This window comes from Pseudomonas sp. SA233 (genome assembly GCF_054792385.1).
Genome location: NZ_CP096449.1, coordinates 5,024,456 through 5,044,935 on the forward strand (window position 1 = coordinate 5,024,456; position 20,480 = coordinate 5,044,935).

The following is a 20,480-nucleotide window of genomic DNA, read 5'->3' on the forward strand; positions in this document are numbered from 1 at the left end:
TCACCGGCGGCGTGAAACTTTTTTCAGCAAGTGACAGCCCCAGGCCTGCTTTGGGCTAAAGTTATGCCCCTGTTTTTACTGCCATGCGATGTAGACTGATGAATCCGCTGAGCGTCCTGCGCGACTCCCTGTACTTCTTCCGCCGCCACCTGCCGAACATCCTCCAGCTGTGCCTGCCGCTGGTGGTTCTGGAAGCCTTGCTCACCCAACTGCTGTACCGGCAGATGGGCGACCAGGCATCGCCGGCCTACGGCACGCTGGTCAGCCTGCTGTTCTACCCGCTGTACAGCGCAGCGCTGATCCTGTACCTCGACACCCGCAGCAACGGCCAGGAAATCGCCAAGCGCGACCTGTTCGCCCGCGCCCTGCAACTGTGGCCACAGCTGGCCCTGCTGATCCTGATCAGCTCGCTGCTGATCATGGCCGGCCTGGCGCTGTTCATCTTCCCGGGCGTGTGGATCATGATCAACCTGGTGTTCGCCGAGTACCTGCTGGTACTGCGTGGCCGGCCGGTGGTGCAGTCGATGCGCGACAGTGCAAGCATGACCACCGGTCACTTCATGCGCATCATGATCTGCGTGCTGGGGGTGCTGGCACCGATCTGGCTGATCGACGGGCTATTGCTGATGGCTTTTCCCGAACCCTCAGCGGGTGCCCAACTGGCCATGGACAGCCTGAGCGGCTTCCTGCAGCTGTTCAGTACCGTGGTGCTGTATCGCCTGTTCATGCTGCTGGAAGGTGAAGCCGGGGCTTGAGGCATCCGGGAAAATCTTCATTCTGCTCGCACGCCCGACGGTGGCATTAGTGTAAACACACCAATGCCATTAGAGGGAAACGTCATGGACCAAAAAATCAGCACTCAATATGCCGAGTCGTTTCGAGGCCGGCTTTTAATGTACCTTGACGGTGGTTATGCCAATACTCGGCTTAGTCGTAGTGGCGACAAAACCGATGAGGGTTTCTTTGATTTCGCCTCTGGGAATGACTGGTTAATATTGGGCGGACGCATGTTGCCGCCACTGTTGGAGTTCCGTTATATCTCCAAAACCGAAGATCGCCTGCATTATCACATCCACCTTTGGGAACAACCGGACAAGAAGTTGGGTGTCAGCCGCAATGGCTACCTCGGCTTCTACAAGTATGCCGAAGTCACCGATTACTGGATGATCGAGCCACTGCACCTGCTCGATGGATCTCTCATCTGTCATCTGCGTGACCAAAGCGGGCAGAGCGTGGGCGCTATTGACTACAAACGAGACGTCGACCAAGAAACGTTAGCCCCGCTGAACGTCAAGAAAGGTCAAGTCGTCACCTTCGAGCTGACGAAATATTAGTTCATAGGAAACACTTCGATGAAGCGCACATCTATTGTGTGCTTCTTTGCCTTCACAAAGTTTCCTTGGCCGAATCTACATGATTCATGAGGATAGCCAGATCCCGATCCCTCTGAATAACGCAACCGATTGGGTGACTGCAGACCTGAACATTCAGACCAACATCACCTGCGCCCAATGGATCATCCGCCTCGATCTGGCTACCGCTCTGCGTCACATTCAGGTGCCGCGCGGCTTCGCCCGCGCGGTCGCTTCGGCCACCAAGGGGTCATCCGGCCAATAGTGCTTGGGATAACGCCCTTTCAAATCCTTCTTCACCTCCGCATACGTCGTGCGCCAGAAGTTGGCCAAGTCCTGGGTCACTTGTACCGGCCGCCGTGCCGGTGACAACAAATGCAACTTCACCTGCTGACGGCCTTGGGCAATGCGCGGAGTATCGGCGAGGCCGAAGAGTTCCTGCAGACGCACGGCGAGAATCGGTGGGTTTTCACTGTAGTCCAGGCGAATGTTCGAGCCGGATGGCACCGCCAGATGCGCCGGTGCCCATTCGTCCAGGCGCTGTGGCAATGGCCAAGGCAGCAGATTGCGCAAGATCGAGGACAAATCCAGGGCGGCGAAATGGCTCAGCCGCGAGACCTTGCCCAAGTATGGCTGCAGCCAGTCTTCCAGGGTCGCCAGCAGCGCTTCGTCCCCCAGGTCAGGCCATTCGCTTTGCCCCTCTTTGTCCAGATCAAGCTGACGTAACAGCGCCACCCGTGCTTGCCATTGGCGAAGTTCCGGGGTCCAGGTCAACACGTTCAGGCCCTTGCGCCGCACCAGGCCAAGCAACGCTTTGCCGCGGGCATCGTCATCCAGGTTGGGTAACGGTTCGCGCCCCAGTACCAGCTCGCCGACCTTGATCTGGCGTTCGGCACGCAGCACCTGCTCACGCTCGTCCCAATCAAGAATATCGACCCGCTCGACCTGTTCGGCCAGCACGCCCTCGAACAGCGCCGGATCGAACTCGGCGGCCAGATAGATGCGTTCTTCGCGCTGGCCCTGGCGGCTGCCCAGGTCGGCGATGACCAGCCACGGGCACTTCATCAGTGCATCGACTTCGGCAAACAGCGCCGCCCGGCCGTTCGCCAGCCGATATTCCGCCCCCCCTTCGCGGCGCTGCTGGGCGACGCGGTCGGGGTAGGCCAGCGCCAGCAGCGCGCCCAGCCAGCGCGGGTGATCAGGGTCCACAACCGGCGCGCCTGGTTTGCCACGCAGCAGGCCACGGTACTGGCGGGCCAATTGGCGCGCACGCTGCACACCACCGTGGCTGCCACGGGCGGCCCTGCTCTCGCCACTGACCAGCGCCAGCCGGCTGTGCAAGTCGGCGCCACCGCCGCGCTGGATATCCCGCTCGCCCAGCAGCGCAGCCACATCACAGGCCATCTGTGCCAGGCCCAGGTCCTGGCCGCGCAACAGCAAATGCGCAATACGTGGATGCGCGGGCAGCTCGGCCATGGCCAGGCCGTGTTCGCTGAGGTTGTCACGGCTGCCGGGCTTGAAGGCATTGAGCCGTGCCAGCAGGTCCTGGGCCTGGGTGAAGGCTGCAGTGGGGGGCTGGTCGAGCCAGCGCAACTGCTCGGGCGTAACGCCCCAGCGTGCCAGTTGCAGGGCCAGGCCGGCCAGGTCGGCCTGCAGGATCTCTGCGCTGCCGTGGGCGGCCAGCTGGTCATGTTGGGCCTCGGACCAAAGTCGATAACATACGCCGGGCTCCAGGCGCCCGGCGCGGCCGGCGCGCTGGGTAGCACTGGCGCGGGATATGCGCTGGGTGTCCAGGCGGGTCATGCCGCTGCCGGGGTCGAAACGCGGTACCCGGGCCAGGCCTGCGTCGATCACCACGCGCACGCCGTCGATGGTCAGGCTGGTCTCGGCAATGTTGGTGGCCAGCACCACCTTGCGCAGGCCCTCGGGCGCCGGGTCGATGGCCGCACGTTGGGCGTCGAGATCGAGCTCGCCATGCAGCGGGCAGAGCAGGACCTCGGGACGCTCGCCCAACGTTTCCTGCAGGCTCTGGTGAACCCGGCGGATCTCGGCCTGACCCGGCAGGAATACCAGCAAACTGCCGGTCTGGTCAGCCAGTGCCTGCAACACGCTGTCCACTACCCGAGGCTCGATGAACTCACCCGGCTGGAAAGGCCGCCCCCAACGGATGTCGACGGGGTGCATGCGGCCTTCGCTGCTCACCACCGGGGCATCATTCAGCAGCCGCGAAAGGCGCTCGCCCTCCAGGGTCGCGGACATCAGCAAAACCTTCAGCGGCGGATCGTCCCGCAGCAATTCCCGGCCATTCAGGCTCAATGCCAGGGCCAGGTCGGCATCAAGGCTGCGCTCGTGAAATTCGTCGAAGATCACCAGCCCCACACCCTCCAGCGCCGGGTCGGCCTGCAGGCGGCGGGTGAGGATGCCTTCGGTCACTACCTCGATGCGGGTTTTCGGCCCGACCTTGCTGTCCAGGCGGATGCGATAGCCCACGGTCTCGCCGACCTTTTCGCCCAGTTCGCTGGCCAGGCGCTCGGCCGCAGCCCGCGCTGCCAGGCGGCGGGGCTCGAGCATGAGAATGCTCTGCCCGGCCAGCCACGGCTCGTTGAGCAGCGCCAGCGGCACGCGGGTGGTCTTGCCCGCGCCAGGTGGCGCCTCGAGCACCGCTTCGTCACGGTTTTCCAGGGCCTGGCGCAGGGCGGGCAAGACAGCATCGATCGGTAATGAAATCATGGTGGTCCTCGAACAGTCCCGCGAGTATAACGGCGAACCCAGCCTGCTCTATCATGGTCTTAGCTTCAGGTGCAGGCGCTTCGCTTGCCCTGCTGGATACCTTTTCGGAGATTTACATGCGCATCCCAACCCGCGTCATCGGTGGCGCCCTCATCGTCACCTTGCTGACCCAACTGACCGCCTGCGGCACCATTCTCTACCCGGAACGGCGCGGCCAGATCGGCGGCAAGATCGACCCAGTGGTTGCCGCAATGGATGCCATCGGCATCCTGTTCTATGTGATCCCGGGGCTGATCGCCTTCGGTATCGACTTTGCCACGGGCGCCATCTATTACTCAGGCGGGCGATCCGCCCAGGTTGACCCGGTCAAGCTGCGTGAGGCCGTGAGCCCCGATGGCAAGGTCGACAACCTGAAGTTGCAGGCCATTCTGGAAAGCGAACTGGGCCAGCGCCTGCCGCTGAACGACCCACGGCTGATCCAGCATCGCGGCAGCATCGAGCAGTTGGCCAGCCTGGGCCTGGTGCCTGCGGCCTGAAGCACAGGGACACTACCCACGGATGATGACCACCCCGGCTGAACACCAACGCCTGCTACGTCTGGCCACTCGCGCATCGCTGGCGGTGGCCAGTATCCTGGTCCTGAGCAAGGCGTTGGCCTGGTGGCTGAGCGGCTCGGTCAGCCTGCTGGCCGGGCTGACCGACTCGGCACTGGATGCCGTTGCCTCGTTCCTTAACCTGCTCGCCGTGCACTATGCCCTGCGCCCGGCCGACGACGACCACCGATTCGGCCATGGCAAGGCCGAAGCCCTGGCCGGTATGGCGCAGGCGCTGTTCATCGGGGTCAGTGCGGTGCTGATCGGTGTGCAGGCGGTTGAACGCCTGCACACCCCGCAACCCTTGGGCGATACCGCCGTCGGTATCGGGGTAATGCTGCTGTCGCTGGTGCTGACCCTTGCCCTGCTGGCACTGCAACACAAGGTCATCCGCCTGACCGGCTCCACGGCGGTGCGGGCCGACTCCCTGCACTACCGCTCGGACCTGCTGCTCAACGGAAGCATCCTGCTTGCCCTGCTGCTGGCACGCTTTGGCTGGCCGCAACTGGATGCGCTGTTCGGCCTGGGCATCGCTGTGTATATCCTTTGGAGCGCGCTGCAGATCGCACGGGAAAGCACGGCCATCCTGATGGATCAGGAACTGCCCGGTGATGTCGGCGAGGCCATGGCTGCGCTGGTGCTGGCCATTCCCGGGGTCAAAGGCGTGCACGACCTGCGTACACGGGTGTCGGGCAACCAGTGGTTCGTGCAGTTGCATCTGGAGATGCCGGGGCAGTTGCCGCTGCATGAGGCGCATGCCTTGTGCGTGGAGGCCTCGAAGGTGATCCGCCAGCGTTATCCACAGGCGGATGTGATGGTGCATGCGGATCCGGTGTGAATCAGTGAGCGTAGCTGTAGGAGCGGGTTTACCCGCGAACACCGGCACAGCCGGTGCCATGCACCGCATGTCCCGCTTTAGTTGATGCTGTAGCCTCGGCCACTGAAGCACGCGCCCAGCGCCCGCCGGTAGTTGTCCGCCACATTGGCCGGCGGCGCATAAGTCGCCGTCGCCGGGTCGAACCCTGACTGGCTCACCGCCCAACGGTGGCACTGGTAACGGTCCTGGTCCTGCTGTTCCTGCCCTTGCCCATACATCGGGTAGGCCACCACGTCATACCCACCGCCTACAGGTGCCGGCGCCGCAACCGGCGGGTTGACCACCACGTACTCGCGGCTGTCGGCCAGGTACTGGTAATAGGTATCGGCCACCAGGAAGAACAGCGCCCCGCCCAACCAGACTTCCCGCGCATAAGGCGGCAGGTAGTCGACCCGCACGCCGTAGGGCGGGCTCACCACGACATAACGGCCACCATGGGGGCGATACCAGTAACCACCGGAGTAGAAGTAGTCATCGCCACGGTAGGGCACTTTCCAGTAGCGGTCCGGGAAATGATCGATGGTGTGCCCAGGGTGATACTGCGGCCCCGGCCCCCAGCCATTGCCATGACCATCCGGGCGCCCTTGCCAGTCACCACCGGGCCGTTGCCCCGGGCCACCGGCTTCCCAGTGGCGGTTATCGCCATGACGGCGGGGAATGTCCTGGTAATAGCCCTGGCGTGGCGGCTGGGTCTGCTGCACTTCGTCACGCGAATTGAGCGAGCGGCCCGGCGCCCCCTCGCCCGGCCCTTCGGCCATGGCCCCAAGGCAGATGCTCAACCCCAACACACCAACACCTGCCAACTGCCAGATGCGCGACTTCATGCTGTTCCTCTCGGTAGAAAATAAGGCAACCACAGCCAGTCTACCGCGCCTGTCACGCACGCCAATTAAATTCCGGACATGAAAAAAGGGAGGCCACAGGGCCTCCCTTCAGGAATTGTCGTCCGTGCTCGGCACTTGTGGCGCCGGCTCACCTCACACCGTCTTCTGGAAGGTGTGTAGCCCGGGGGCCTGCAGATCCTGTTGGATGGCTGGCCGCGACCGCCCGCCTAGGACGCGTCGCCGTGGACTGATGTCCGGGCAGTGATTCTGTGGATAAAGATACCGGACAGGATGCGACAGATGATTGCGAAGATTGCTCAGATAAATAGCACTTGCGCAATTTTTCACCCTGGATCGATAATTCATCGCAATCTGAACAGAAAAGGCATAACCCATGAGCAAACTTGACCGCTACGACCTGAGTATCCTCGCCGAATTGCAGCGCGATGCGCGCATTTCCAACCAGGAACTGGCCGAACGCATCGGCCTGTCGCCTTCGCCATGCTCGCGTCGGGTCAAGCAACTGGAGGACGATGGCTACATCTCGCGCCAGGTAGCCCTGCTCGACCGCAAGAAGCTGGGCCTGAGCCTGACTGCCTACGTGCTGATCGGCATGGACCGCCACACCCCGGAGCGTTTCGAAACCTTCGAGGCGGCCATCCGCAACCTGCCACAGGTGCTTGAATGCAGCCTGGTCACCGGCATGGATGCCGACTACCAGCTGAAGGTGGTGGTGCCCGACATGGACCACTACCAGAAGCTGCTGCTAGGCAGCCTGACCCGCATTGAAGGCGTCACCAGCGTGCGTTCGAGCTTCGTGCTGAACCAGGTGCTGGCCAGCACCGAGCTGCCCTTGACCCACCTGCGTTAATTGCCTGCGCCAGCAGGCGTATAATCGGACGCTCAACCCGCCTGGAGAACACCGATGGATCCCGCCGTATTCGAAGAGTGGATGATGATCATCCTGGTCACCGTGCTGATCGGTTTCATGGGTTTCATCGTCTGGGACCTGGCGAAAAAGTCCAAGGCCGGGCGGTTCGGGACGCTGATCCTGTTCTTCGTGCTGGGGCTGGGGGTGTTGGCCTTTATCATCAAGAGCGTGGTGGTGGGGTTTCTCGAAGGGGTGTAAGGCTCAAGAAAGCCGGGAGCGCTTTGCGCTCCTTTCGCGACACAAGGCCGCTCCTACAGGGATCGCACAATGCCTGAGTTTGCGCTGCACCTGTAGGAGCGGCCTTGTGTCGCGATGGGCCGCAAAGCGGCCCCCTAGCGCTGCAACTTCGCCGGGACTTCTCGCCAGCAGCCCTGTTCCAACCCATCCAGCGCCCAGTCGCCAATCCGCACCCGCACCAGGCGCAAGGTCGGCAACCCCACCGCCGCCGTCATCCGCCGCACCTGGCGGTTACGCCCTTCGCGAATCACCAGCTCCAGCCAGCTGGTCGGCACGCTCTTGCGAAAACGCACCGGCGGGTTGCGCGGCCACAGCGCCGGCTCGTCCAGGCGCCGCGCCTCGGCCGGCAAGGTCGGCCCATCGTTCAGTTCCACGCCATCGCGCAAGCGCCGCAACTGCTCCTCGCTCGGCTCCCCCTCCACCTGAACCCAGTAAGTCTTGGCCAGCTTGTGCTTCGGGTCGGCAATGCGCGCCTGCAGGCCGCCATCGTTGGTCAGCAGCAACAGGCCTTCACTGTCGCGGTCCAGCCGCCCGGCCGGGTACACGCCGGGGATGTCGATGTAGTCCTTGAGCGTCGCGCGCCCGTCGCCGTCGCTGAACTGGGTCAGCACGTCGAACGGTTTGTTGAACAGGATCAGGCGCGGCTCGGCCGGTGGCGCCTTGGGCTGGCGACGCGGGCCGGTGGTAGGCCGCGCCTGGGGGCGGCGCGGCTTGGAACGGGGTGGCAGTGACATGGATCCTCAGCGGAACGGCGGCTCATCAAAGCTGCGCAGTTTACGCGAGTGCAGCGAGTTGAGCTCGGTGCGCAGCAGGTCGAGGGCGGCAATGCCGATCTTCAGATGCTGGCTGACCGCCCGGTTATAGAAGGCGTTGGCCGAACCCGGCAGCTTGATCTCGCTGTGCAGCGGTTTGTCGGATACACACAGCAAGGTGCCGTACGGCACGCGCAAGCGGTAACCCTGGGCGGCAATGGTACCGCTTTCCATGTCCACCGCCACGGCACGCGACAGGTTGATCAGCGGCCGCTCCTGGGCCCAGCGCAGCTCCCAGTTGCGGTCGTCGTAGGTCAGCACCGTGCCGGTGCGCAGGCGCTTCTTCAGCTGTTCACCACGCTCGCCGGTGACCTGCGCAGCTGCTTCCTGCAAGGCCAACTGCACCTCGGCCAGGGCCGGAATCGGGATGTTCGGCGGCACCACCCGGTCGAGAATACCGTCACGGCGCATGTAGGCGTGTGCCAGCACATAATCGCCGATGGTCTGCGACTGCCGCAGGCCGCCGCAGTGGCCGATCATCAGCCAGCAGTGCGGGCGCAGCACGGCCAGGTGGTCGGTGATGTTCTTGGCATTGGACGGGCCGACGCCGATGTTGACCAGCGTGACGCCGTCGCCGTCGGCGGCGATCAGGTGATAAGCCGGCATCTGATAGCGGTGCCAGACCACGCTGGCCACCAGGGCCTGGGTTTCACCATGGTCCATGCCCTTTTCGATCACCACATTGCCTGGCAGGACCATGCGCACGAAGCGAGGGTCGTCACGCAATTGGTCGAGGCCGTGGCTGATGAACTGGTCGACATAGCGGTGATAGTTGGTCAGCAGGATCCACGGCTGTACATGGCGCCAGTCGCTGCCGGTGTAGTGCACCAGACGGCGCAGCGAGAAGTCGACCCGCGCGGCATCGAACAGCGCCAGCGGCAGAGTCTCGGCACTGCCCCAGTCATACAGGCCGTCGGCGATGTTGTCGGTCGCAGCCGACAGGTCGGTGCTGGGGAACACCCGCGCCAGCTGCGCGGCGGTGATGCCGCTGCCGGCCAGTTCGTCGCCCTGATCGACCACGTAGGGGTAAGGAATGTTCTGTTCACTGACGCCGACCTCTACCGTGACGGTGTAGTCGTGCATCAGCGGGCGCAGTTGCTCCAGCAGGTAACCACGAAAAGCAGCAGGCTGGGTGATGGTGACGCTGTAGGTACCTGCCACCTGAACCTTGGCGTAGGCCCGCGTGGTGGCGGCGACTTCACCATGGCTGTAATAGGTCAGGCGCAGCGCCGGGTAGCGGAACAGGTCGCGCTCTTCGGCGCCCGGCTCGGTACGGTCCTTCAGGTAACGCTTGAGGGCCTGGCTAAGGGCCCCGGTGGCCTGGTCATGCAGGGCCGCCAGACGGTCGACGGCCTGTTCGGGGGTATCAACGACTACAAAAGCTTGGCTCACACTGTGCTTCCTGTCTGGACATGCATGTGAACCATCTTGCCTGCCTTCTTGGCTAAATACACCCCCATTGATCGGTGTTAATCAGCAGGCCAGCGCTGGTCCCTGTAGGAGCGGCCTTGTGTCGCGATAGGGCTGCAAAGCAGCCCCGGCAATTTGTGCATCTGCGCTGATCCCCTGGGGCTGCTTCGCAGCCCTATCGCGACACAAGGCCGCTCCTACAGGTCCTGTGTTGGCGTAGCCCTGGCCACCAATGCCGCCACATCCACACCCCGCGGCAACGCCCCGTACACGCGCCCGCCCCCCGTCAAGCGGCTGTCGATAAACGCATCACTGACCACCGCATTGCCCGCCTCCAGCAGCAGCTTGGCCTGCAGCGCCAGGGCAATATCCTCGGTCAGCTGCCGCGCGCGGTACTGCATGTCGCCAGTGTCGGCAAACGCCCCCTTGAGGTTGCCGATGTGCGCCGCCAGGCGCGGGTCCCCGTGGCCATCGCCCAGCTCGGCGAACAGCGCATCGAGCACGCCCGGCTCCTTGGACAAGGCCCGCAGCACGTCCAGGCATTGCACATTGCCCGAACCTTCCCAGGTCGAGTTCACCGGCGCTTCGCGGTACAGCCGTGGCAGGATGCTGTCTTCCACATAACCCGCCCCGCCCAGGCACTCGGCGGCCTCGTTGATCATGGCCGGCGCGCGCTTGCAGATCCAGTACTTGCCCACCGCCGTGACCAGCCGGGCGAAATGCGCCTGCTGCGGGTCTTCCAGCTGCTCCAGCGCCTGCCCCATGCGCAGGCTCAGGGCCAGCGCGGCCTCGCTTTCCAACGCCAGGTCGGCCAGCACGTTCTGCATCAACGGCTGCTCGCTCAGCAGCCGCCCGCCGACCTTGCGGTGCGCGCAATGGTGGGTCGCCTGGGTCAGCGCCTGGCGCATCAAGGCGCTGGAGCCGACCATGCAGTCGAAGCGGGTCATGGCCACCATTTCGATGATGGTCGGCACGCCCCGCCCTTCTTCCCCGACCATCCACGCCAGGGCACCGCGGAATTCCACCTCGCTGGAGGCGTTGGAACTGTTGCCCAGCTTGTTCTTCAGGCGCTGGATATAGAACTGGTTGCGGCTGTCATCCGGACGGTGACGCGGCAGCAGGAAGCAGCTCAGGCCTTTTTCGGTCTGGGCCAGGGTCAGGAAGGCATCGCACATCGGCGCCGAGCAGAACCACTTGTGGCCGATCAGCTCGTAGGGCTGCCCCGGGCCCGCGGCGCCGACCGGATAAGCCCGGGTGGTGTTGGCGCGTACATCGGTGCCGCCCTGCTTCTCGGTCATGGCCATGCCCAGGGTGACACCGGCCTTGTGACGGTCGCCGACGTTACGCGGGTCGTACTCGCAGGCGAGGATTTTCGGCAGCCAGTATTCGGCCAATTCGGGTTGCAGCCGCAGCGCTGGCACGGCGGCGAAGGTCATGGTCAGCGGGCAGCCGGTACCGGCCTCGGCCTGGCTGTGCAGGTAGGTCATCGAAGCCCGCGCCACATGGGCGCCTGCGCGGGGTTCGGCCCATGGCAGCGACGGCAGGCCGTGCTCGACGGCGGTGCGCATCAGCTCGTGGTAGGCGGGGTGGAACTCGACCAGGTCGATGCGATGGCCGTAGCGGTCGTGGCTGCTGAACTCCGGCTTGTGCGCATTGGCCAGGAAGCCCGCCTGCATCAGCGGGCCGCCGGCCAGTGCCCCGTAGGCATCGATCCGCGATTCGGCCCAACCCGCACCGAAACGCCGCGACCATTCCTGTAGCGGCAGGTCGAGGCGGTAAAGGTTGGCACCGTCGAGGGGCGGTGGCTGGTTGGTGACTTCGTGAGTTTCAGCGTACTGGTGCAGGTTCATCGAGGGCTCCTGGATCCGGGTAGGCTTGAGAAACCCAGTGAAGCACTCTGTACGAGTCAGTCAAAGTGACATTAATGACTAAACATGTGGTGGCGGGCGCATGTGTTGAGGATGCAGCGGGGCTGAGAGGTGTTCGCCACAACCAAATGCCATGCCTTCACAGCGACTGCCGCGCCTGCAGTATGTGCGGGCTCATCTGCACCTGCGCAATAGCCATGTTCAAACTCAACTCGAACCGGCTCCCCAACCCCCGCGTCGACTCATGCGACAACCGTGCCCCCAGCAATTCCCCCATCTGCCGGCAGATCGACAGACCAATCCCCAGCCCGCCATAACGCCGGGTCATCGAGCCATCGACCTGGAAGAAGCGCTGGTACAGGGTCGCCTGGTCGAGGTCATCGAAGCCGATACCGCTGTCGCTGACCATGAAGGTCAGCGCCAGGTCGTCAGGCCCCACCCGGCGCCCGCGCACCTGGATCATCACCCCGCCCTGGTGGGTGAACTTCAAACCGTTGTCCACCAGGCACCCCAGGCAGCGGGCCAGCTTCTGAGCATCACCCTGCAACCCGTCCGGCACATCGGCCGGGATGTCCAGGCTCAGGTACAAGCCTTTGCCCAAAGCCTGCCCGGCATAACCGGCACGTACGCCCTGCAGCAGGTCACGCAGGCTGAATGGCGCCGACTGCGCGCGCAGGCGGCCGGCCTGTAGTTCGGAGAGGGTAAGTATGGCATCGACCATATCCATCATGCCCTGGGCCGAGCCCACCGCCGTGCGGTGGTACTGGGCCATCTCGGCCTCCATCGGCAGGGTGTGCATCAGCTCCAGCGAGCCGATCACACCATTCATCGGCGTGCGCAGTTCATGGGTCACGCTGGCCAGGAATTCGTCTTTCAGCCGGTTGCTCCTGGCCAGTTGCAGGTTCAGTTGCTCCAGCGTGCGCCCGGTGTCTCGCAAGGTCTGCGCCTGCTGCTCGCGCAGGCTGTTGATGCGGTCGGCCAGCGCCAGCGACAGCAAGGCCACCTCCAGCGCCGACCCCAGCTGGCTGGCATACATGGTGATGAACACGTTCGGCAGGTAGCCCAGCACCATCAGGGTGTTGACCAGGCCACCGAGCAGGAACGCCGTCCAGGCGATGATGAACCAGCGTGCCACGCGCAAGCCACGCCACCAGGCGTACAGCCCGGCAGCGAAGATGCTCACGGTAAACAGCAACGCCAGCACCGTGGCCATGCGCAAAGCGACACCGTAGCGCATGGTCACCGCCAGCACCATGACCAGCGCGCCACCCAGCATCAGCAGCTGCAGCAGCCGGTCGAAACCACGGCTGATGCTGCCCAGTTGCAGGAAATGCCGGGCGAACTGGCAGCCGAACAGGCCAGCGGCACCGATGAACAACGGCGTCGAAGCATTCGCCCACCACGGGCTGTCCGGCCAGAAGTAGGCCACACCGGCGCCATTCACCGACACCTGGTAAAAGCCGAACGAGGCGATATAGAGGATGTAATAGAGGTAGCTGACGTCGCGCACGCTGAGGTAGATGAACAGGTTGTACACCAGCATCACCAGCAACACGCCGTAGATCATCCCCAGCACATACAGGCGCGTGGGCTGCTCCTCCATGTAGGCCTGGGCGGACCAAAGCGCCAGCGGCGCCTGCACCGAGCCCTGGCTGTGCAGGCGCAGGTAGGCGGTGGTCACCTGGCCAGGCGGCAGCAGCAGTTCGAACAGGTAGTTGTTCTGCAGGATCTGCCGGCTTTGGTAGGGCAAGGCGTCGCCGGTGCGCCGGGCCAGGCGGTAACTGCCACTGCTGTCGGGCAGGTACAGCTCGAGGTGGTCCAGCGGCGGATAGGCCAGTTCCAGCAGCCATTGCCGTGGGGCGGCGCCGGGCGCGGCGACAGGGCGCAGTTCGACCTTGAGCCAGAACACCGAGGTGGAGTAACCGGCGTTCAGCACGTCTTCATGGTGGGGGCGAAAATGCTTGGCGAACCCAGGGGCACTGACCTGGGCGATGCTGGCGCTGCCATCGGGGTCTTCATAAACCTGCATGGCCTTGCCCAGCGGAAGATGCTGCGTAGCGTCGTCGAAATCGACTGCCCCGGCCAGCACGGGCAGCAAGCCCAGAAGCACAATCAGCAAATAGCGCATACAGCCCCAGCATGGCCTGTCCAGTCGAGTCGCGGTTGCCTCCCATCCGTTTGAGACGACACGATCCGGCAGAACCCGTTTGTAGAGTTATCCGAGCACTCTAGCATAGCTTCGCAACCTGGCAATCGACCATATCCAATCACAAAGAAAAGGCTCTAAATCAATACTTTCAGAAATTAAACCGGCAAAAATCTGACCTTATGATCAACAAAACTCGTTTGTAGGACGATCCGCCCAAACAGGATTGGTGGTAAGCTCGCCGACCATGAATACCTACAGCTCCCGCCCCGTTGTCCTCTGTCTCTCCGGCCACGACCCCAGTGGCGGCGCCGGCCTGCAGGCAGATATCGAAGCCCTGATCGCCCAAGGCTGTCACGCCGCACCCGCAGTGACCGCCCTGACCGTGCAGGATACCGTCAACGTTTCCGACTTCCGCGTGCTCGACCGCGAGTGGGTGCTGGCCCAGGCCAACGCCGTGCTGGCGGACTCCACGGTGGCCGCCGTCAAGCTCGGCATGCTCGGTTCGATCGAAATGGTCGACACCGTCGCCGAACTGCTGGCGGCCCACCCGCATCTGCCGCTGGTCTGCGACCCAGTGCTGCGTGCCGGTGGTGGTGGTCGCCTGGGCAAGGACGAAGTGGGCTACGCCCTGCGCGAACGCCTGCTGCCGCTAGCGACCATCGCCACGCCGAACCTGCCCGAAGCCCGCATCCTTGCCGAACTGCCCGAAGGCACCGCCGACGAGTGTGCCGAGAAACTGTTGCCGTTCTGTAGACACCTGCTGATTACCGGCGGTCACGGCGACGAAGACGAAATTCACAACCGCCTGTACAGCCGCGACGGCCAGCACCACACCTGGACCTGCCAGCGCCTGCCGGGCAGCTACCACGGTTCGGGCTGCACCCTGGCCAGTGCCCTGGCCGGCCGCCTGGCCCTTGGCGAGCAGCTGGAAAGCGCCGTCCGCAGCGCCCTGGACTACACCTGGCGCACCCTGCGTGACGCCGAACAGCTGGGCAAGGGCCAGTTCGTGCCGCGCCGCCTGCCGCTGGATTTCTGCTCCTGACACGAGGCCTCCAATGAAGCTACGCGGTCTGTACGCCATCACCGACAGCCAGCTGCTCGCTGGCCGTTTCCTGTCCCATGTCGAGGCGGCACTGGAAGGCGGCGTGTGCCTGCTGCAGTACCGCGACAAAAGTGACGACGCGGCACGCCGCCTGCGCGAAGCTGAAGGGCTGATGCAGCTCTGCGAGCGCTACGGCACTCAGCTGATCATCAACGACGACGCCGAACTGGCCGCGCGCCTGGGCGTCGGCGTGCACCTGGGCCAGACCGACGGCCCGCTGACCCCGGCCCGCGCATTGCTCGGACGCCAGGCAATCATCGGCTCCACCTGCCACGCCAGCCTCGAGCTGGCCGCGCAGGCTGCCAGCGAAGGCGCCAGCTACGTGGCCTTTGGCCGCTTCTTCAATTCTGTCACCAAGCCGGGTGCACCCGCTGCCAACATCGAATTGCTGGAGCAGGCCCGCGCCCAGGTGAAACTGCCGATCGCGGTGATCGGCGGCATTACCCTCGACAACGCCGCCCCGCTGGTCGCCCATGGCGCCGACCTGCTGGCGGTGATCCACGGCCTGTTCGGTGCCGACAGCGCGCAGGAAGTCACCCGCCGCGCCCGCGCCTTCAACGCCTTGTTCGCATCCTGATTCGAGAGATCCCCATGTCCCGTTCCGAAGCCCTGTTCGCCCAAGCCCAGAAGCACATCCCCGGTGGCGTCAACTCGCCGGTCCGCGCTTTCAAGAGCGTTGGCGGCACGCCGCTGTTCTTCAAGCATGCCGAAGGCGCCTACGTCGTTGACGAGGATGACAAGCGCTACGTCGACTACGTCGGCTCCTGGGGCCCGATGATCCTCGGCCACGGCCACCCGGAGGTACTGGACTCGGTACGCAGGCAGCTGGAGCACGGCCTGTCCTATGGCGCCCCGACCGCCATGGAAACCGAGATGGCCGACCTGGTCTGCTCGCTGGTGCCATCCATGGAGATGGTGCGCATGGTCAGCTCGGGCACCGAAGCCACCATGAGCGCCATCCGCCTGGCCCGTGGCTACACCGGCCGTGACGCCATCATCAAGTTCGAAGGCTGCTACCACGGCCACTCCGACAGCCTGCTGGTAAAAGCAGGCTCCGGCCTGCTGACCCAGGGTGTGCCGAGCTCGGCGGGCGTGCCGGCGGACTTCGCCAAGCACACCCTGACCCTGCCGTTCAACGACATCGCCGCCGTCGAGAAGACCCTGGCCGAAGTCGGCCAGACCGTAGCCTGCATCATCGTCGAGCCGGTAGCCGGCAACATGAACTGCGTACCGCCGGCGCCAGGCTTCCTCGAAGGCCTGCGCGAGCAGTGCGACAAGCACGGCGTGGTGTTGATCTTCGACGAAGTGATGACCGGTTTCCGCGTTTCGCTCGGCGGCGCCCAGGGCCACTACGGCATCAAGCCGGACCTGTCGACCTTCGGCAAGATCGTCGGCGGCGGCATGCCGGTCGGCTGCTTCGGCGGCAAGCGTGAAATCATGGGCTGCATCGCCCCGCTCGGCCCGGTCTACCAGGCCGGTACCCTATCGGGTAACCCGCTGGCCATGGCCGCCGGCCTGACCACCCTGAAGCTGATCAGCCGCCCGGGCTTCCACGCCGAGCTGACCGACTACACCAGCCGCATGCTCGACGGCCTGCAACAGCGCGCCGATGCCGCTGGCGTGCCGTTCGTCACTACCCAGGCCGGTGCCATGTTCGGCCTGTACTTCAGCGGTGCCGACGACATCGTCACCTTCGAAGACGTGATGGCCAGCGATGCCGAGCGCTTCAAGCGCTTCTTCCACCTGATGCTCGATGGTGGCGTGTACCTGGCGCCAAGCGCGTTCGAGGCCGGCTTCACCTCCATCGCCCATGGGGACAAGGAGCTGCAGATCACCCTGGATGCGGCTGAAAAGGCTTTTGCAGCCCTGAAGTAATTGTCAGCCTGTACCGGCTTCTTCGCGGGTAAACCCGCTCCCACAGGGACTGCGCACCCGTGAAAGCGGTGCGGTCCCTGTGGGAGCGGGTTTACCCGCGAAGAGGCCGGTACAGGCAACAAATACCCATGCACAATCAGCTGACTTCCCCAACCAAGCAGAAATTCGAGTAAAACTTTGTAAGGTTGGCGCTGCTTATCCCATAATGTGCCACCAGAGACATTGGCCGCAGCTTTGCAGAGGTAAGTCGATCCCCATGAACCGCACCGGCCGCGCCCTGACCCTGGGCTGCCTGTTGCTTCTTCAGCCCCTGCTGGCCCTGGCGGAGGGCGGTAACTCGTTGCTCATTCCGGCGACGGGCCGCTGCACCTTGAATGTCCAGCCTGAAGACCTGGCAAACGCCCTCAAGGCTTGTGAGCAGACGGCAACGGCGGGGGATGCCCAGGCGCAATTCGAACTGGGCGAGTACTACTACACGCAAACGCCGAAAAACCTGGGCAAAGCCCTGAACTGGTTCGAAAAGGCCTCGCTGCAAGGCCATGCCGAGGCCCAGTACCGCCTGGGCGCCATGTTCTTCCGTGGCGAAGGGGTCAAGGCCAACAATGTGCAGGCCTACATCCTGCTGAAGATGGCCGCGGTCAACGGCGCCGAGGATGCGCTGGACATGGCCGACGAAGTGACCGAGCAAATGCCCCGCGACGAGCTGGAGCATGCCACCCAGGTGCTCGGCCAGATCTTCCGCAAATACCTGCTGGAACTGCAGAACGCCGAAGGGCGCACGCCGTTCTCGCCACTCCCCTGAGGGTTACTTTTCCGGCATCGGCATGGGGAACGGCATCACGTTGCCGCCGCCCTTGGCTTCGCTGATCTTCGCCGTGCCCAGGCGCTCCACCTCGTCTATGCGCACGATCGAGTGCATCGGCACGAAGCTGCGGATCACCCCATCGAACTGGCTCTTCAGCTTCTCCTCGCTCGGGTCCACCACCAGCTGCGAACCCTCGCCGAACACGAATTCCTCGATTTCCAGGAACCCCCACAGGTCGCTCTGGTAGATCTGCTTGGCATACATCTCGAAGACCTGCCCCTGGTTGAGGAAGATCACTTTATAGATGGCAGGTTCGCGTTTGCTCATGTTCGTCGGGATAACACATGCGTAAGAAAAGGCGGGCATCATACCTGTACCGGCCCCTTCGCGGGCAAGCCCGCTCCCACAGGTATTGCGCCCACCTTCGAAGCGGTGCGGTACCTGTGGGAGCAGGCGTGCCCGCGAAGAGGCCGGAACAGGCCATACATACCGTTGAACGTTTCAGTGCTTTCGCCACTGCCATTCAAGGGTTATTCTTGAGTTCACATCCATTGCCGTCGAGCGGCTAAAAACGACCTTGAACGCACCCATACAACCCCATCGCTTCATCCTCGAACCCTTCGAGGCCCACCGTTTCGCCAACTTGTGCGGCCAGTTCGACGAGCACCTGCGCCTGATCGAACAGCGCCTGGCCATCGAGATCCGCAACCGCGGCAATCAGTTCGAACTGATCGGCGAACCCAAGACCACCTCCGCTGCCGAACAACTGCTGCGCCGTCTCTACCGCGAGACAAAGGCCAGCGACCTGTCGCCGGAAACCGTGCATCTGTACCTGCAGGAATCGACCGTCGAGAACATCGACAACCCGGCCGTCAACGAGGTCAGCGTGTCGCTGCGCACGCGCAAGGGCAACATCCGCCCGCGCGGGGTCAACCAGCAACGCTACGTCAAGGAAATCCTGGCCAACGATATCAACTTCGGCATCGGCCCTGCCGGTACCGGCAAGACCTACCTGGCCGTGGCCTGCGCCGTGGACGCGCTGGAACGCGAACAGGTGCGCCGGATCCTGCTGGTGCGACCTGCGGTAGAGGCGGGCGAAAAGCTCGGCTTCCTGCCCGGCGACCTGGCCCAGAAGATCGACCCGTACCTGCGCCCGCTGTACGACGCCCTGTACGAAATGCTCGGCTTCGAACACGTGGCCAAGCTGATCGAGCGCCAGGTGATCGAGATCGCCCCGCTGGCCTACATGCGTGGCCGCACCCTGAACAACAGCTTCATCATCCTCGACGAGAGCCAGAACACCACGCTGGAACAGATGAAGATGTTCCTCACCCGTATCGGCTTCGGCTCCACCGCTGTCATCACCGGTGACATCACCCAGGTCGACCTGCCCCGTGGCACCAAGTCAGGTCTGGCACACGTCATCGAGGTGCTGAAGGACGTTCCGGGGATCAGCTTCACCCACTTCCAACCCAAAGATGTGGTTCGTCACCCACTGGTGCAGCGCATTGTCGAGGCCTACGACCGCTTCGATGCCCGCCAGGCCAAGCCCGAGGCGCCCGGCAAAGATGCTTGAACTCGATATTCAACGGGCCACGGATGCTGCCGCCCCGGATGACACCGCCTTTCGCCGCTGGTGCGAACTGGCCCTGCGCCAGCGCAGCGCCGATTCGGAAATGACCATTCGCCTGGTCGACGAAGCCGAAGGCCGCGAGCTGAACCACACCTACCGGCACAAGGACTACGCGACCAATGTGCTGTCGTTCCCGGCCGACGTCCCCGACGACCTGCTCGATATCCCGTTGCTGGGCGACCTGGTGATCTGCGTGCCAGTGGTCGAGCGCGAAGCCGCCGATCAAGGCAAGTCGCTGGAAGCGCACTGGGCACACCTGGTCATACACGGTTGCCTGCACCTGCTCGGCTACGACCACATCGAGGATGAGGAAGCCGAGGAAATGGAAGGCCTGGAACGGGAATTGCTGGCAGAACTGGGTCATCCCGACCCGTACGCCGACGATGAAACCGACACCATCACACACTGAAACACGAAGGATCACGAGAACCGCCATGAGCGAAGATCGATCGAGCAACGGGCAGAAGTCCTGGCTGGGTAAACTGACCCAGGCTTTTGCCCATGAGCCGAAAAACCGCCAGCAACTCCTTGAACTGCTGCGCGAAGCCCATCAGAACAAACTGCTGGACAGCGAAGCGCTGACCATCGTCGAAGGCGCCATCCAGGTGGCCGACCTGCAGGTTCGCGACATCATGGTGCCGCGTTCGCAGATGATCAGCATCAAGGCCAGCCAGTCGCCTCGCGAGTTCCTGCCGGCGGTGATCGACGCCGCGCACTCGCGCTACCCGGTGATCGGCGAAAGCCACGACGATGTGCTCGGGATCCTGCTCGCCAAGGACCTGCTGCCGCTGATCCTCAAGGAGAATGGCGACAGCTTCAACATCAAGGACCTGCTGCGCCCGGCCACTTTCGTGCCCGAGTCCAAGCGACTGAACGTGCTGCTGCGCGAGTTCCGCGCCAACCATAACCACATGGCCATCGTCATCGACGAGTACGGCGGCGTGGCCGGCCTGGTCACCATCGAGGACGTGCTGGAGCAGATCGTCGGCGACATCGAGGACGAGCACGACGTCGAGGAAGACAGCTACATCAAACCGCTGCCCAGCGGCGACTTCCTGGTCAAGGCGCTTACCCCGATCGAAAACTTCAACGAGTTCTTCGACAGCGAATTCTCCGATGACGAGTTCGACACCGTCGGCGGCCTGGTAATGAGCGCCTTCGGTCACCTGCCCAAGCGCAACGAGACCACCGAGATCGGCCCTTACAAGTTCCGTATTCTCAATGCCGATAGCCGGCGGATACACTTGCTGCGCCTGACACCGATCACCCGTTAAGGACAAAC

General features: G+C 63.7%; 20 protein-coding genes. 13 read left to right on the forward strand and 7 right to left on the reverse strand.

Going from position 1 to position 20,480, the window contains the following annotated elements; all coding sequences use genetic code 11:
• The first annotated feature begins 98 nt into the window (after window positions 1–98).
• Window positions 99–755, forward strand: coding sequence for a YciC family protein (locus M1D87_RS23045; protein ID WP_123083948.1), 657 nt, complete (start codon window positions 99–101; stop codon window positions 753–755).
• A gap of 84 nt (window positions 756–839) precedes the next feature.
• Entirely contained in the window at window positions 840–1,334 is a 495-nt protein-coding gene (locus M1D87_RS23050; RefSeq protein ID WP_421091552.1) for a hypothetical protein, read from the forward strand.
• Between the two features lie 219 nt (window positions 1,335–1,553).
• Here M1D87_RS23050 and hrpB read toward each other — a convergent pair whose 3' ends face one another.
• Complete coding sequence (gene hrpB, locus M1D87_RS23055) at window positions 1,554–4,082, reverse strand: ATP-dependent helicase HrpB (RefSeq protein ID WP_123083949.1); 2,529 nt, start codon at window positions 4,080–4,082, stop codon at window positions 1,554–1,556.
• 116 nt (window positions 4,083–4,198) lie between these two features.
• Between hrpB and M1D87_RS23060 the strand changes: the two genes are divergently transcribed.
• Complete coding sequence (locus M1D87_RS23060; protein ID WP_013974328.1) at window positions 4,199–4,618, forward strand: hypothetical protein; 420 nt, start codon at window positions 4,199–4,201, stop codon at window positions 4,616–4,618.
• A 22-nt stretch (window positions 4,619–4,640) separates the two neighbouring features.
• Window positions 4,641–5,513, forward strand: a complete 873-nt coding sequence (locus M1D87_RS23065) for a cation diffusion facilitator family transporter (protein WP_013974329.1) — start codon at window positions 4,641–4,643, stop codon at window positions 5,511–5,513.
• A 77-nt stretch (window positions 5,514–5,590) separates the two neighbouring features.
• On the opposite strand, the gene M1D87_RS23070 is transcribed toward M1D87_RS23065, so the two are convergent.
• Entirely contained in the window at window positions 5,591–6,376 is a 786-nt protein-coding gene (locus M1D87_RS23070) for a DUF6515 family protein (protein ID WP_123083950.1), read from the reverse strand.
• A 394-nt stretch (window positions 6,377–6,770) separates the two neighbouring features.
• On the opposite strand from M1D87_RS23070, the gene M1D87_RS23075 reads away from it, so the two are divergent.
• Together M1D87_RS23075 and M1D87_RS23080 are read left to right on the forward strand one after the other, a co-directional pair.
• Window positions 6,771–7,247 (forward strand): Lrp/AsnC family transcriptional regulator, encoded by a 477-nt coding sequence (locus M1D87_RS23075; protein WP_003249795.1) that lies wholly within the window; start codon window positions 6,771–6,773, stop codon window positions 7,245–7,247.
• 54 nt (window positions 7,248–7,301) lie between these two features.
• Window positions 7,302–7,505: a DUF2788 domain-containing protein gene (locus tag M1D87_RS23080; RefSeq protein WP_013974331.1), complete on the forward strand. Its 204-nt coding sequence runs from the start codon at window positions 7,302–7,304 to the stop codon at window positions 7,503–7,505.
• 134 nt (window positions 7,506–7,639) lie between these two features.
• On the opposite strand, the gene M1D87_RS23085 is transcribed toward M1D87_RS23080, so the two are convergent.
• From M1D87_RS23085 to M1D87_RS23100, 4 genes are all read right to left on the reverse strand, one after another.
• On the reverse strand, window positions 7,640–8,278 hold the full coding sequence (locus M1D87_RS23085; RefSeq protein ID WP_123083951.1) for a pseudouridine synthase: 639 nt from the start codon (window positions 8,276–8,278) through the stop codon (window positions 7,640–7,642).
• A gap of 6 nt (window positions 8,279–8,284) precedes the next feature.
• The gene (gene amn, locus M1D87_RS23090; protein ID WP_015271928.1) at window positions 8,285–9,748 is read right to left on the reverse strand and encodes an AMP nucleosidase; all 1,464 of its coding nucleotides are present in this window, start codon (window positions 9,746–9,748) and stop codon (window positions 8,285–8,287) included.
• Window positions 9,749–9,963: 215 nt separating this feature from the next.
• Entirely contained in the window at window positions 9,964–11,616 is a 1,653-nt protein-coding gene (locus tag M1D87_RS23095; protein WP_123083952.1) for an acyl-CoA dehydrogenase family protein, read from the reverse strand.
• A gap of 157 nt (window positions 11,617–11,773) precedes the next feature.
• Window positions 11,774–13,762: a sensor histidine kinase gene (locus M1D87_RS23100; RefSeq protein ID WP_123083953.1), complete on the reverse strand. Its 1,989-nt coding sequence runs from the start codon at window positions 13,760–13,762 to the stop codon at window positions 11,774–11,776.
• A gap of 265 nt (window positions 13,763–14,027) precedes the next feature.
• On the opposite strand from M1D87_RS23100, the gene M1D87_RS23105 reads away from it, so the two are divergent.
• The 4 genes from M1D87_RS23105 to M1D87_RS23120 all read left to right on the forward strand — a co-directional run bounded on the left by M1D87_RS23105 (window position 14,028) and on the right by M1D87_RS23120 (window position 17,562).
• On the forward strand, window positions 14,028–14,825 hold the full coding sequence (locus M1D87_RS23105; protein ID WP_061550648.1) for a hydroxymethylpyrimidine/phosphomethylpyrimidine kinase: 798 nt from the start codon (window positions 14,028–14,030) through the stop codon (window positions 14,823–14,825).
• A gap of 13 nt (window positions 14,826–14,838) precedes the next feature.
• On the forward strand, window positions 14,839–15,462 hold the full coding sequence (thiE, locus tag M1D87_RS23110) for a thiamine phosphate synthase (RefSeq protein ID WP_003257589.1): 624 nt from the start codon (window positions 14,839–14,841) through the stop codon (window positions 15,460–15,462).
• Between the two features lie 14 nt (window positions 15,463–15,476).
• Window positions 15,477–16,760 carry a glutamate-1-semialdehyde 2,1-aminomutase gene (gene hemL, locus M1D87_RS23115; protein WP_013974339.1) on the forward strand — a complete coding sequence of 428 codons (1,284 nt, stop codon included), beginning with the start codon at window positions 15,477–15,479 and terminating at the stop codon, window positions 16,758–16,760.
• 256 nt (window positions 16,761–17,016) lie between these two features.
• The gene (locus tag M1D87_RS23120; RefSeq protein ID WP_003257587.1) at window positions 17,017–17,562 is read left to right on the forward strand and encodes a tetratricopeptide repeat protein; all 546 of its coding nucleotides are present in this window, start codon (window positions 17,017–17,019) and stop codon (window positions 17,560–17,562) included.
• A gap of 3 nt (window positions 17,563–17,565) precedes the next feature.
• Here M1D87_RS23120 and M1D87_RS23125 read toward each other — a convergent pair whose 3' ends face one another.
• Entirely contained in the window at window positions 17,566–17,892 is a 327-nt protein-coding gene (locus M1D87_RS23125; protein ID WP_421091551.1) for a DUF1820 family protein, read from the reverse strand.
• A 250-nt stretch (window positions 17,893–18,142) separates the two neighbouring features.
• On the opposite strand from M1D87_RS23125, the gene M1D87_RS23130 reads away from it, so the two are divergent.
• The 3 genes from M1D87_RS23130 to M1D87_RS23140 are packed head-to-tail and all read left to right on the forward strand — an operon-like array spanning window position 18,143 to window position 20,472.
• Complete coding sequence (locus M1D87_RS23130; protein ID WP_013974342.1) at window positions 18,143–19,141, forward strand: PhoH family protein; 999 nt, start codon at window positions 18,143–18,145, stop codon at window positions 19,139–19,141.
• Entirely contained in the window at window positions 19,134–19,607 is a 474-nt protein-coding gene (gene ybeY, locus M1D87_RS23135) for an rRNA maturation RNase YbeY (RefSeq protein ID WP_013974343.1), read from the forward strand. Before M1D87_RS23130 ends, ybeY begins: the two co-directional genes overlap by 8 nt.
• A gap of 25 nt (window positions 19,608–19,632) precedes the next feature.
• Window positions 19,633–20,472, forward strand: coding sequence for an HlyC/CorC family transporter (locus M1D87_RS23140; protein ID WP_003257584.1), 840 nt, complete (start codon window positions 19,633–19,635; stop codon window positions 20,470–20,472).
• Window positions 20,473–20,480: the final 8 nt, after the last annotated feature.